The organism is Paenibacillus sp. GCM10027626, assembly GCF_042676285.1.
Taxonomy (GTDB): Bacteria; Bacillota; Bacilli; order Paenibacillales; family Paenibacillaceae; genus Paenibacillus_Z.
The window spans coordinates 172179-185762 of sequence record NZ_JBHTHC010000007.1 but is presented as its reverse complement, the minus strand read 5'-3'; the positions used below and the strand labels follow the sequence as shown (position 1 = coordinate 185762).

Annotated in this window: 12 protein-coding genes; 4 read left to right on the top strand and 8 right to left on the bottom strand. The window is 45.3% G+C overall.

Features of this window, described 5'->3' with window-relative positions:
• The first annotated feature begins 2 nt into the window (after positions 1 to 2).
• Complete coding sequence (locus ACFQ0N_RS15560) at positions 3 to 623, top strand: TVP38/TMEM64 family protein (protein WP_379327640.1); 621 nt, start codon at positions 3 to 5, stop codon at positions 621 to 623.
• A 279-nt stretch (positions 624 to 902) separates the two neighbouring features.
• On the opposite strand, the gene ACFQ0N_RS15555 is transcribed toward ACFQ0N_RS15560, so the two are convergent.
• Both ACFQ0N_RS15555 and ACFQ0N_RS15550 read right to left on the bottom strand, forming a co-directional pair.
• Positions 903 to 1682, bottom strand: a complete 780-nt coding sequence (locus ACFQ0N_RS15555) for a protein-glutamine gamma-glutamyltransferase (RefSeq protein ID WP_379327638.1) — start codon at positions 1680 to 1682, stop codon at positions 903 to 905.
• 92 nt (positions 1683 to 1774) lie between these two features.
• Positions 1775 to 2338 (bottom strand): hypothetical protein, encoded by a 564-nt coding sequence (locus tag ACFQ0N_RS15550; protein ID WP_379327636.1) that lies wholly within the window; start codon positions 2336 to 2338, stop codon positions 1775 to 1777.
• Between the two features lie 136 nt (positions 2339 to 2474).
• Here ACFQ0N_RS15550 and ACFQ0N_RS15545 point away from each other — a divergent pair, with 136 nt between their 5' ends.
• The 3 genes from ACFQ0N_RS15545 (at position 2475) to ACFQ0N_RS15535 (ending at position 6269) form a co-directional block, all read left to right on the top strand.
• Entirely contained in the window at positions 2475 to 2801 is a 327-nt protein-coding gene (locus tag ACFQ0N_RS15545) for an ArsR/SmtB family transcription factor (RefSeq protein WP_379327634.1), read from the top strand.
• Positions 2802 to 2967: 166 nt separating this feature from the next.
• Positions 2968 to 4704: a SulP family inorganic anion transporter gene (locus ACFQ0N_RS15540; protein ID WP_379327632.1), complete on the top strand. Its 1737-nt coding sequence runs from the start codon at positions 2968 to 2970 to the stop codon at positions 4702 to 4704.
• Positions 4705 to 4838: 134 nt separating this feature from the next.
• The gene (locus ACFQ0N_RS15535; protein WP_379327630.1) at positions 4839 to 6269 is read left to right on the top strand and encodes a PAS domain S-box protein; all 1431 of its coding nucleotides are present in this window, start codon (positions 4839 to 4841) and stop codon (positions 6267 to 6269) included.
• Positions 6270 to 6332: 63 nt separating this feature from the next.
• Here the strand turns inward: ACFQ0N_RS15535 and ACFQ0N_RS15530 are convergent, their stop codons facing one another.
• The 6 genes from ACFQ0N_RS15530 to ACFQ0N_RS15505 form a co-directional block, all read right to left on the bottom strand.
• Positions 6333 to 7949 (bottom strand): hypothetical protein, encoded by a 1617-nt coding sequence (locus ACFQ0N_RS15530; protein ID WP_379327628.1) that lies wholly within the window; start codon positions 7947 to 7949, stop codon positions 6333 to 6335.
• Positions 7933 to 8649, bottom strand: a complete 717-nt coding sequence (locus ACFQ0N_RS15525) for an ABC transporter ATP-binding protein (RefSeq protein WP_379327626.1) — start codon at positions 8647 to 8649, stop codon at positions 7933 to 7935. Before ACFQ0N_RS15525 ends, ACFQ0N_RS15530 begins: the two co-directional genes overlap by 17 nt.
• A 108-nt stretch (positions 8650 to 8757) precedes the next feature.
• Positions 8758 to 9201 carry an aminoacyl-tRNA deacylase gene (locus ACFQ0N_RS15520; protein WP_379327624.1) on the bottom strand — a complete coding sequence of 148 codons (444 nt, stop codon included), beginning with the start codon at positions 9199 to 9201 and terminating at the stop codon, positions 8758 to 8760.
• Between the two features lie 179 nt (positions 9202 to 9380).
• Positions 9381 to 10532 carry a Ger(x)C family spore germination protein gene (locus tag ACFQ0N_RS15515; RefSeq protein WP_379327622.1) on the bottom strand — a complete coding sequence of 384 codons (1152 nt, stop codon included), beginning with the start codon at positions 10530 to 10532 and terminating at the stop codon, positions 9381 to 9383.
• Entirely contained in the window at positions 10529 to 11980 is a 1452-nt protein-coding gene (locus ACFQ0N_RS15510) for a spore germination protein (protein WP_379327620.1), read from the bottom strand. The genes ACFQ0N_RS15515 and ACFQ0N_RS15510 overlap by 4 nt, the downstream gene beginning before the upstream one ends.
• A complete protein-coding gene (locus ACFQ0N_RS15505; protein ID WP_379327618.1) occupies positions 11970 to 13070 on the bottom strand; it encodes an endospore germination permease in 1101 nt (366 codons plus the stop codon). The genes ACFQ0N_RS15510 and ACFQ0N_RS15505 overlap by 11 nt, the downstream gene beginning before the upstream one ends.
• Positions 13071 to 13584 lie beyond the last annotated feature (514 nt).

Here is a 13584-nt window from a genome sequence, read left to right as displayed (position 1 = left end):
TTTTGAAAAAAGGGGCTGTCATCGCGATCTATTTATTGCTGGCAGGGGGCCTGTTGTACTACCGCTCACCACTGCTGGAATGGCTGCAAACCGAATCATCTCTGCAACAGATTTCGATACTGCTTCTGCTGGCATTCATCATTGCTCTAGTTCCGGCGATACCTTATGGGATCATTGCTGTCTTGCTGGGAGCTAAGTTCGGTATCGTGCTTGGCGGCCTGCTCAATCTGGCCTTATCCAGCGCGGCAGCGGTAACGTTGTTCATCATCGTACGTTATGTGACAACACCTGGGCAGCGGAGCAAGCTTGCCGGAGTAAAAGGAATAGCGCATGTCTCGAACTTTTCCGAGCGCAATCCCTTTATTGTTGTGGCTGCTGCACGGATGCTGCCAGTAGTTCCCGCCCAGGTTGTTAATATCTATGCCGCGATGACAAATATGCCGATTTGGATATTCGCCGCTGCAACGCTTGTAGGCAAAATCCCCTTCATCCTCACTACGACGGTCATTGGCAATCAACTGAGCGGCGGGCTCGACTGGGGCATAGTAGGTATGACTTGCTTGATTTATGCCGTATTTCTTTTGGTGCTCAGTGCAATTTATAGACGAACCAATCATAGGTAAATTTGATAAGAAGCCATCTCCAAGCAGCAACAGTAAATTGCTGCTTGAGATGGCTTCTGCTTTTGCTAATAATTTAATACAATTAAGCTACAATACAACATATCATGCTTGTCAATTCGGGGAGGAGAATAGATGCGGGAGCTTGTCGGCGAATGCAAGGAATGCAGAAAGAAGTTTATTGTCACGAAGGATTTCTCGACGGCGTTGTGCTGGAGGATAAAACGTTACTATGCTTCGATTGCGCCAGTAAAACGCAAGATAATTAGACTTGCGTATTCACTACCGCAAATATATAAAGCGCGCACCAATTCTAGCTATAATTGGCTGCCTGAGACTGCGCAAATATTCAAAGTCCGGATATACGACTTCGTCGGTTAAATAGGCGGATACTTGACTGCCCGGTATTCGCCTGCTATTAAGCTCCTCGATCATTTGCTCCGCTGTTTTGATCCCGATGCCATGCCCGAAAAACTGGTTTTCTGCCAGCATAATTGCATTCTCTCCTTGCCATTCAGGCGTCTGCGGGTCATGCTCAGGATTTTTAAAGTAGAAAATGTCGCCCGGGATGGCTTGATTGTGATTATTCACGCTAATCAGGCGCAGGTTGTTGTCATATTGCCAGTCATATAGGAGCAAATGACGAAAGTAGGCATTAAATACATCTGGACCGACCGTATCGAGGAATGCTTTATAAAATATAATGACCATTGCAGTAGCGCACTCGAAGGCGTAGAGCTCACCATTTTCGAATATATCATTAATGGCATCCGAAGTAAGCACGCCTTCATTTTGCCGCAAACCGCCTTGCTCTGTCCGCGTCCAGTAGTTGTTATTGCCGCGGGTGTTTTTAAATGTGGCAAACCCGGCATTGCTTTGATACAGCTTCCTGGCGGCTGCCACAATATGGCTCCGCATCCTCAATTCAAATAGCAGTGCATTCAGCGAATCGTAATGATAAACAATCGGACTTTCCTGCAATGCTTGCAATATCGCTCGCTCTGCTCTTGAAAGCGCGGATTGATTAATTTGATTTGCTGCCAAACCATTAATCTGGATCATCTTGTCCCTCCCTCACCAAAGCGCATCATAATATAATTGCAGTATATGGGTGAATGGAGGGATTGGTGCCGCGAATGCCGATGGAGGCCATATTATATAAGGCCTCTCTTCCATTGCTCCTTTACCGAATGAAAGTGCCTGAATTCGTTCGTCAGGGCATTCATTTTTTTCTCGATTGCTCTCTTGATTTCAGGGTCCGTATAATCCAGCCATAGATCAACATAGCGATCAAGCTGTTCCTTTAATTCGAGCAGCCAGAAAAGATCTCTATTTTGCAGCAGCTCTGTCAAGTCCTGTGCAAATGCTTTCGACAAAAAACGAATATTTGGCGAGTCCAGCCAAGTAATAACGTCAAAATGGTCAGGCGTATAATCCTCCCTATAATCTTGTCCGGGCACTTGATCCCAAAACAATTCCCATTGCAGCAGCAGCCCGGATTCAAAGAAAATATATTTCAAAAAGCCGCATAGCCAAGCTGTACAGCTTGTATTTCGTTGCTGGCACCCGACACCGGGTTGTAGAAAACGGCAATCTATACAGCAAGAGCCGCCGCTGGCGATGCAGGGCTTGCAGATCTGATCAGCTCCTATGTTATAGAGCACATTAAGTCCTGCCTTGATAACTTCTTGTTTTGATGTCAGGCGCAAATCGTTCACTGTCTGCTGATTCCCTCCCACATATCTTTAATTATTTGAATATAAAGATATTATACCCTTTGATTTTTGTTTTACAATGTCTAACTTGAATATGGTATTATATTTGGTATATTCAAATCTTAAGGGGAATACGTAGATGAATCGTGAAATCCAGCAATTTAAAGCAGAATTTTTTAAAGCATTGGCTCATCCTATGCGTATTCGCATTCTTGAAGTGCTGTGCGAAGGGGAGCGGAACGTGAACGAGCTTCAGGCCATTCTAGGAAGTGAAGGCTCTGCCGTATCACAACAGTTAGCCGTTCTTCGCAATAAGAATGTTGTCAATGGCACAAAAGACGGTACATCCGTTATATATTCCTTGCGCGATCCGCTTATTAAGGATTTGCTGGCCGTCGCGAAACAGATATTCGATAATCATTTGGTGGATGCGATCTCATTGTTGGAAAATATGAGGAATGAGTAAGTTCATGCCAAAAATATGAAAAAAGTTCTGGGGAAGCCTCAGAGCTTTTTTGATTTGACGGCGTCAACCGTTTCCTCTCAGTTTAATCTTGTTGACAAAAGCGGAATATTGGGCATATATTATCCATATATTCAAATAATCAAATATATGAAATGAAGGGATTGCTATGAAATGGTCCGGGAGATTTGAAGGGTACAATATCGAGCAGCTAAGACGAGATCTCACAGCAGGCTTAATCGTCGGAGTTGTGGCCATACCGTTAGGGATGTCTTTCGCAATTGCATCTGGCGTTAAGCCGCAGTTTGGCATTTATACGATCATTGTCGCAGGCTTCCTCATTTCATTGTTTGGCGGCTCCAGGTTCCAAATTGGGGGACCCACCGGCGCTTTTGTACCTATTTTGTTAGGGATTGTTCTGCAGTACGGATATGAAAAGCTGCTCCTTGCAGGAATGATGGCGGGGATTATTCTCGTCTTGATGGGAATATTAAGGCTCGGCGCACTGATTCAATATATACCTCGTCCCGTTACGGTCGGCTTTACATCCGGCATCGCGATTATTATATTTTCGAGTCAAATTGCCAATTTTTTAGGTCTGCAGCAGATGAAGAGCCATGAGGATTTTCTTTCCACGATGAAAGAAATCGGCAGCCATCTGGCGACCTGGAATATATACAGCGTCATAACGGCTATAATCTGTCTGGCCGTCACGCTGGCATGCACGAAAGCTTTTCCGAAGCTTCCTGCCACATTAATCGGACTTATCTTTTCTAGTGTTGCAGCGATTGTCTTCTTTGACGGGAAGGTTGCTACGATCGGATCGACCTTCGGAGCGATTCCTCACACGCTGCCCGCTTTTTCTTTTCCGTCGCTTTCATGGGATTCGATCGCGCAGCTGATTCAACCAGCCTTCGTAATCGCCATGCTTGGCGGGATTGAGTCGCTGCTGTCGGCGGTAGTCGCAGACGGGATGACAGGCAGCAGACATAACAGCAACCGGGAGCTTATCGGGCAAGGGATTGCCAATATCGTTACACCGCTTTTCGGAGGTATTCCTGCCACTGGAGCAATTGCACGCACAGCTACTAATATCAAAAATGGGGCTGCTACGCCTTTTTCGGGAATGATTCATGCAGGCGTTGTGCTGCTCGTTCTTCTGCTGCTTGCGCCGCTAGCTTCTTCTATCCCTTTGGCCAGTATGGCGCCGATCCTGATGATTGTGGCCTGGAACATGAGTGAGCGGAAACAGTTCGTCCATATTTTAAAAGCAAAAACAAGCGATTCACTTGTTTTGTTGACTACATTCCTGCTTACGGTGTTTACGAATTTGACGATCGCGGTCGAGGCAGGCTTGATTCTTGCAGGTATAGTTTTTGTAAAACAAATGCGGGATACACTTGTAGTTTCCAAAGTATTGCCTGATCCGGCAACAAAAAATGAAAAAGTTAAAGCCTATATGGTCAAAGAAAATCATGACTGTCCGCAAGTTAGTATTTATACGATTGAAGGAGCTCTCTTTTTTGGCGCGGCTAACCGGTTTGAGCAAGAAATGATGGAAATGAGCCATCTAAAGCCGAAAATTGTGCTGCTGCGAATGGGAAAGGTTCCATTCATTGATACGACAGGCGAAGCAGCGCTGACCAGTATTCTAGAGCATGTTCGCAAGAACGATGGAACAGTTCTTATTTCGGGCATTCAGCCGCAGCCGCGGGCGCACTTAAGGAAGAATGGGTTGGAGCAGCTTATCGGAGCAGAGCATTTCTTCGAGCATACCGGCGAAGCGATACACTATTCGTTAGCCCATTTGGACTACATGAGATGTGCAGGCTGCAAGCAGTTTGCTTTTCGTGAATGCGCGGCGCTGCAGCAGCAGGTCGCGGTTGACGCTCCAAGCAAAGGATGATAAATGAATGAAAAAAATGGCGCCTGTGTACAGCAGGCGTCATTTTCTTCATGACTTGAATATGGAAGGAAGGGAGGGCGCTGCGTCGAATGTATTGTTAGAATTCGATGACCGATAGAGGAGTGATTATATAGATGAAGAGACCGCCAAATGAAATCCTGAAATTCCCGCATCAAGAGCTTGAAGAGACTTTGCAGGAACAGCAAGGCATGACTTTCAAATTCAAGAAAGTAAAGGGGCGGTTTATTCATACATTTTGTGCCGGGCAATTAATTTCAAAAATTGGATTGTCCTCACAAGTGGTCGTCGGAAGCGAGCTAAAGGATTTTCTTCCCCTAGAGCTGGCGGAATACAAGGAATCGTATTATAGCGAGGCATGGCAAGGAAAGGAAGGGATTATCTATGAAGGGGAGCTGGAAGGCGTTTTTTATGTGGCCTCATTAAGGCCCATTAAACGATTTGGCAAAGTGATCGAGGTCATCGCCTCCTGCGTGGATATTACGGAACGGAAGAAAGCCGAAGAGGAATTAAGGGCAACGAAAGAATTACTGGAATCGTTAATTGAAAACTCGGTTGACGGCATATGCGTGACAGATATAGCAGGTAAGGTCATCCGGGTTAATTTGGCGTTTGAAAAAATATATGGCTGGCTGGAGGAGGAACTTATCGGTAAACCGGTGCCTATCTGTTCATTAGTCTCCAGAAACGGCCTTAACAGAATATATGATCAGCTGCAAAACGGAATGAGGGTGTTAAGCTTTGAAACGACGGAACAAAGAAAGGATGGCGAAATGATCGATGTGAGTTTAACCGTATCGCCAATAAAGGACGCGGGTGGCACTGTTGTCGCCATGACCAGTATTTCCCGGGATATCTCTGAGCGGAAGCGGTCGGAGGACTTTTATAGAAAAGCGGACAAATTGAATGTCGTCGGCCAATTAGCGGCAGGGCTTGCACATGAAATCCGCAATCCGTTAACCTCTCTGCGCGGTTTTCTGCAATTGATGCGTTCCGATTCTAATAAAAATTCAGAGTATTGCGGCATCATGTTATCCGAAGTGGCGCGGATCAGCGCCATCGTCAATGAGTTTTTGCTTATAGCGAAGCCGCACGCTTCCAACTTCCAGAAAAACAATATGGCAAGCATTTTGCACAGCGTGGTCACTTTATTGGAGGCTCAGGCAGCGCTGAAAAATATCCAGATTGAGCTTGAAATAGAAGAGGGATTCCCTTTAGTACAAAGTTCCGAAATGGAGATCAAGCAGGTTTTTGTAAATATTTTGAAAAATGCGATTGAAGCAATGCCTGCTGGGGGGATTATCCGTATCGTATCCGCTATTCAAAAGGACAATATTCTCATTCGCTTTATTGATCAGGGTATCGGGATCGACAAACAATTTTTCCCAAGGCTTGGCGAGCCCTTCTTCACTACAAAGGATGAAGGGACAGGGCTAGGACTGATGATGTGCTATAAAATCATTGACGACCATAAAGGGAGCATCAATATTAGCAGCGTCATAGGCCAAGGGACAACGTTTGATGTGCTTTTGCCCTGCAAGGCTTGAAGCAGGGAAGCAAGCTACGCCAAATCGCCGGCGGCTTGGCGTAGCTGCACGTCTATGCCGGGATTATTTCACGCAAAAAGTCCGCGGCCCATGCTTTTTTACCAGATAGCCCGCCAGTATAAAGTAAAAGACCGTCAGGGATAAAGCGATAATTGCATAGATAAACGGTTGAACGCGAAGGAAGATTGATAAGCCGCTTAGCGCTGAAACAGCAGAATTCACAAAATGATAAAGCGGGTTTCTCACATGAAGCTCTGTCGAGTAAGGTTGAAAAATATAATAAAGAAATAAGTGGTGGACCGAGAAGAACAGCGACAGCGAGAACACGCTGATCCATAAGAATAGGCTGTCCTGGCTCCATATCGTTATGCCCGCCGCGGCTCCGATCATACTCAGTACAGCGCATAGCAAAGCTGCTAACACTAGATTTTGTTCCACTATTTTGACTAGCCGGATACGAAAATGCTTATAAGCGGCGCCGCGGTAGAAGCTGTAACGCATTAAGCTAATGTCACAGTTGTAAAACATCGCCCTGCATAACTTTTCTCCCATTGTCAGAAAGTACATTGAAATAAACAGATAGGGCAGCAGATGTCGGAAGGCCAAGTTCATGTTGGCCAGCTTCGACTCAAAAATGAGAGCTGCAGCCGTGCCCAGTGCGCCGACTATTGCAATCATGGCAAGCCGCTTTATAAATGGCTGCCTGATGATACTCCGGTGTCTGGCGAAAAATAAAGCATTCAAATAAGCATAGCCTTGCTTGGCTTGAACTTTTGCGTCGTTTGCTGCTCTGTCAGTTTGCACGGCATAGTCGCTATCCTTCATGGACACACTTGTTTTTTGCGCCTCGGACACCATGCGCCCCAGGTCTAGCAGCGGATCATCGCGCTTTGTTGCCGCATCTACAACGTTTCTATAGCTGGGATAGCGCATAAGCTGAAGCGCCGCCAACAGACCAACTGCACAACAAATAATTACGGCTGGCAAACTGAGTAGAAGCTGGCTGGTAGCAGGGAGCCATTTAAGCACGAGAGGTGCATACGCTGCAATGCATCCGCCGCCAATGACAAGCCATACCAATACGAGTTGCTTTATTAAAATAATTTCTGTTTTTTCGAACAGCTTCAGATGCAAATATTCGCTAAATATGCGCCAAAGCGTAACAGAAACGGCTAGTACGGTCATTTGTGCGGCTGAAGCTTCAAGCCGCAGGCCGAAAAAGAGCAGTACCGGCAGCAGGTATACAAAAAATGCTATATAACGCATCGTAAGTGTTGTTCTCATATAACGGTTAGGCTCGATCCGGAACAGCTTGATCGCCACATATTTTTCCCGCTTCGGTTCAAGTATGGCAGCGCTGCTTACAGCACCGACAACAAAGCTGAACATAAAAAAGATATGAATAAAATGCTGCAGCTGCTCTTCTTTCAACAATGAATCCCCAAGCGAAACGACCGGCAAATATATGCCTGCTCCGATGTAAAGCACCCTAAGCATAAATCTCCATACGATACTAATGATACGAACAACGACAGCTAAAGCCTTTTTCATAGCGATATTAGAATAAAGCCCATCGGTAATGATTTTATTGAGCAGCGGCAGATTTTGCAAATAGTAAATGAAAAGATTGATGGCCGTTGATGTTTTGATCGACTGCAGTGTACTAAGCGTTCTCAGCATGGCTATCATCCTTCAGCAAATGTATGACGCTCTGCTCAAAGTCCGCACTGCGCAGCAGATCTGATGGAACAGCGGAGAGCAGTCCTTTGTTCAGTACGACCAGTTCGTCGCAAAGATCGGACGCCAGCTGCAAAATATGGGTAGAGAAAATAAGAATATGATCGGATTTCATCTCGCGCAGCAAATTTTTCATCTCCAGCGCAACGATCACATCAAAGGAGGTCAAAGGCTCATCCAGCAAAATAACCGGCGGCTTTGTAATTAGAAAAAGCAGCATTTGCAGCTTGTTTTTCATGCCGTGCGAGTAGCCTTTAATGAGCTTATGCCGATCCTCCCTGGACATGCTCATCAGGTCGAAATATTCGTCTGCCGACCTGTCGATTTTCAGCAATTCCTGATTGATGTCAATAAAAAACTTTACAAACTCGTAGCCTGTCAGAAACTCCGGCAAAATTGGCAAAGAATATACGTAGCCAACGTCTGTGGTATGTATCGACCGTGTTTTTCCATTCTCCACAAGAAGTGCTTGGCCGCTATCCATGCTCATTTCCCCGCTGAGGCAATTAAATAAAGTCGTTTTGCCTGCTCCATTGCGCCCCAGCAGTCCATAAATTTTCCCCTGTTCAAATGTAAATTCGGCGCCTTGCAGCACCTGCTTAGAGTCAAATTGCTTCGTAATTTGTTGCAAGATCAGCTGCAAACTATACCCCTCCCATAGGCAATCGTCATAGGTATGATACGCAATTGGCCGGAAAAGGTCGCAGCAATAACCCAAGTTAGGGGCGCTCTGGAAGCCGAAAAGCGTTGTCTAATCCAAGTAAGCGACAACTTGATTCAGCTTTTCTAAAGCATCTGGAGAAATTTTCAATGTCGACGCCGCTTCTCCCGTACCGCCATAAATAAATGGATAGCTGTAAAGGGCTCTGTCCACGATGCAAGGCAAAGAAACGGCTAAAGCGACACTGCCAATGGCATAGCCAGTTACTTGCCGCACTTCCTTTGGGCTTGCCATTGTCAATTGACTGCATCCTAATATTTCTGCCGTTTCTTCTAAATTTACACGCTTGCGTTGTCCAGAAATAATAATTGCAAAATATCCTTCATCTGCCTTGACAATTAGAGTGGGTGCGGTCTGGCCTAATTCAATCCCAAAGTAGTCTGCGCCTTCCTGTGCAGTGCGTATCGGTTTTTCGTGATGGATAATTTCAAATGGAATATCTTTTTCTAGTAAAATTGTTTTTAATAGATCCATTAAGTACTACGCTCCTTGAACATAAAAAATAATTAGCCCTATGTTTATTATAATTGTTTTCAAATTTGTGTAAATTATAAACAGGGGATAGAGCTGCCAGTCGATGGAGGATATTCAGCAAAATAACTGTCAGCGGACTGCGCATCGATTTCAAGGTGCAGTCCGCTTTTTCAACTGATTCATTCCACTCTAAGCTTGTATTTGCCGGTATGTTTCAAATTGACCTTCACAACAATCCGGTTCAAAGAAGCCTTATCCAAAATAAAATCCTCTTTTTTATGCAAATCGCGCCATAGCTTGGGATGATCCCGATACAGCCGGTTGCTAAGATTGAAAATATCTGCTTTAATCGTTACCCCCTTTTCGTAGGTTGCTCTAATTTGTTTCTCGACAGCTTGCGCCGCTAGCCGTTCAATTTCCTTTTTGCTCAAGTCGCTGACGAGCTCGGAGACGTACGCTTGCATGGACACTTTAAGATTGAAAACGGCGTTTCCGTTTTGGGGCACAACCTGAATCCGCGCTTTTGGTTTCAGAAGGGAAATTGCAGCGGCAGGTGAATTGTTGTTCTTGATATCGATCGGCGACTCTTCTAAACTCTCTTGCACCCAGCGATAGCCTTCCATATCGTGTTCTGGCAGCCAGCCTTGATACTGCCGCTTGTGATAAAAGTACACGCCATTAATTTTAAACATTGACTTCGGAGTTTTATCTTCGGTCCAAGCGTGCTTGTCAAGCGCAATTGAAGGCACCAGAGTCGTTCCTTCAGGTTCACGGAATTGGGCGATCAGCTTGAATCCATATCTAGGCAAGATATGTGAGCGTTGGGAATATGCCTGCCTCGGTGTATCCAGTAATGTTTCGAGCGGAGACATATTCAAATTCGATTTTTGACTGAAAACGTCGCGCATGGACTCTTTGGTTCCATAAACGAGCACATTATAACGGATTTCGCGAGTACGATTTATTTTATCGTATGCTTCCGTAAAGCGCTGGCCGTTACGCAAGAAACGTTCAGTTGCTACGATTGCTTTGACATGCCCCCAAAATACGCGCAGCTGAGCAGTAGCATAGATGGAATTGAAGGATTCCGTCAAGGTGACACCTTCCCCTCTGCCGATCCAGGTAGGGACGTTTTTTCCGACCTCTGTCTTTTCCCCTTTGGCGACATTGGTGAAATTTAACACTTGAACATAGGTAACGTACTTTCCATCTTCGTAATCCAGACCTAATGCAGTAACATAGGCCATATTTTGCAAATCCTTTGAATTCCAGCAGGCAGTCAGCGATAAGAGCAGCATCATGTTCCCAAGTAGAAACAGAACTTTTTTCAATGCTCTTCATCCCCTTTATGATCCGGATCAGTCGGATTCAGGGATTCCGGACGATATTTGAGCCAACTCCATGGCAGCCGCAAGTATGCCCATGGTAATTCTTTAATGTTGAGAGGGGATAGCGGCACGAAATAAGCAACGCCAAAGGAGCGGAGCCTCGCCATATAAAAGAGGAGCAAAATTAAACCAAGTATTAGCCCATACATCCCCAGAATAGATGAAAGAAGGAAGATGGAGAAGCGGAGTACACTGACGATCGTACTTAGCGTTTGGTTAACCAGTGTGACCCCCATAACGGCAGTGATAGCACCGACTACGACGACCGAAGGAGAGATGAAGCCGCTGCGAATCGCGGCATCGCCGATTACCAGAGCGCCGATAACGGTAAGCGTTTGTCCGATGGAACTGGGCAGACGGACGCCAGCTTCCCTGAATATTTCCAAGAGCAGCAGCAGCACAAACATTTCTAATTGTGCCGGTAATGGGAGCCCTAATCGCGATACTGCCATGGTCGCCATGAGCCGGAAAGGAATTTGATCCTGGTGAAAGGCGGTTAAAGCTACCCACAGCCCCGGAAGCAGTATAGCAAACCAAAAGCTGAACAAGCGAATGAGCCGGGCAAAGGAAATATATTGGAAACTGAAATGAATATCTTCAGGAGATTTTAAAATAAGCCCAAGCGTAGCGGGTCCGACCAGCACTAATGGGTTGCCGTCGATGATGATTACAAAACGCCCAGCCAGCAAGCTGTTGACGGCAAAGTCCGGTCTGCCGGTAGAATCGAGCAGCGGAAACAATGGATACTTGATATCACCAAGCGCTTCTTCAAGCTGATTTATACTGAATAGCCCATCGACATCAATGTTATTTAATCGTGTACGGACCTCTTGCAAAATGGCGGGAGCCAAAATATCATCGATATACAGCAAGCGTACTTTCGTCTGGGTTCTTTTGCCCAGCAGGAACGGTTCACAGCAAAGGGAGGTGCTGCGAATTCTTTTCCGAATCAAAGCAACATTAATAGCTATGTCTTCAACAAAGCCATCCCTAGGTCCTTTAATGGATATTTCTATGCTTGACTCCTCCGGCGATCTCTCTGGCCGATTGTTGATGTGAAGTTTAAAAAGAACATTTTCGGTCGTACATAAAATGACTAGATCACCTTGAAACACGGATTTAATAATCTCTTCTTCGGTTTCTTGCTCGAAACGATGGATGGGTAAAGGGCCGAGCAATTGCTCGCACACAATAGACTCGACTTTATTTTCCTGAAAGATGCGATTTAACTCAGGATAAATAACTTTTGACAGCTGCGAGCTATCGCAGAGTCCCTCAGCGTAAAGCAGCATCAGAGAATGAAACATATGTATTTGCACGTCGCTGGACTTTTCGAACAATTGGCGCAGCTTTTGTTCTGTCCATTCCTCATTGCACGATTTAACGCTCATTATGCTCCCTCCTAGCGGGCTTTGCTAAACAGGCGATTACGAACCAAACGAAAGTCAAAATTAAAGTGACGAACAAAGAGATTGTCAGATACTTCTCAAATATTCCTAAGTAAAAAGAGTTGAAATAAATAGAGCTGATCGCTAAAACGATATAGCTTATGCTTACTGCGAAAATAAACCAATTTCGCGAATGCCGCTTACGGAAAGGAAACAGATCAGCCAATAAAAATTGAGCCAGACTGATGCGCACCGTCGCTCCGGCAAGCCATTGAAACACCGATAAAAAATCGACATGCTCAATATGGTTGCCCAGCTTGACAAGCCGCCATTGCTCGTATGGCGATACCATTTGTTTAGCCGCTTCACTGGGGCCGAATTCTGTAATTGCGCCAACAATCGGGCCAAGCGTAATATAGACAAGCACCAGCCCGAGCAGTATGATCTGCCATGCTTTTATTTTCTTTTTTACCCGGTGCTGAAGCAGCAGCAACAAAAAAATTTCAACAAAGGCGCCGCCGGCATAGACCATGCCGTTAATGGCGGGCTTCCAGCCGTTTTCCAAAAAGGGCTTCAACAGCATCCAATCTTTGTGCGGCATATTGGCAAAAGAGACTAGGTACCCGAGGACAACAACGACAGGCAGCAGAATGCCCGCTCCTACTGTAATTGTGTTGAGCCCTGCTATGGCCGCATAAAAGCAGACGGCAACTAAAACGAGAATTAAAAGAGATTGGGGTGTTGCAGGCAAATAATTGGAGATGGTCCAGATTGTCGTCTGCGTAATGGTCATTCCGCCGATTAAATACAAATGTACGGCAACTGGCAGTAAAAGGATCCATGAAATGAGCGGATTCGTTTGTTCGGCGAGCCAGGGCTGCAGCTTCTGTCCGCCAGATTTGTGCATAATGTAAATAAGTATGACACACCATGGAATATAAATCGCCGCGGTGAGTAAAACGGATATCCAGGCATCCCGTCCGGAGGCATCAAGCAGCATCGGATTAACAATAACATGACTTAACAAGCCGTTAAATAGCATCATTACCATGAAAATTTGCAAAAAGCCGATTTTGGCATTCGTGTTGATCATTACTCATTTCCACACCAATCATATAGATTTGGAAATAAATCGAATTTTATTTTTACCTGATCTTTAAAATTTATGCACCAATAGGGGGAAGAGGAAAATGGCGAGAGGAGGGCATGTTTTGCTGCTTGACATACGAATTTTGCTGCCGTTGCCGCGTTGAAAGATGTGCAAGAACAAGCCCACTACAATAACCCGTATCCTGGCCAGCATCTCGTCGCTATGTAAGGAGGAAGAAAAGACCCACCTAAGCGTCGTTAGAGAATACGATCGAATGAACGATGGAGGTCCGGAAGTGCCCCCGCAGTTTCGTTGCGAATCATGTGGTTGCGGAATGGTTTCGGGACCGCATCAATACTTACAAACCCGAAAAAGCCTTAGTACATAAGGCTTTTTTTGTTTTTCGCATAATAGCATTAGCGCAGTACCGTCTGAGAACGCACCATTCTCAGACGGTTTTTTGTTTTGCAATCTTAAAAATTTAGTATATAATGATCTTAATATATTAGGGTGGTGG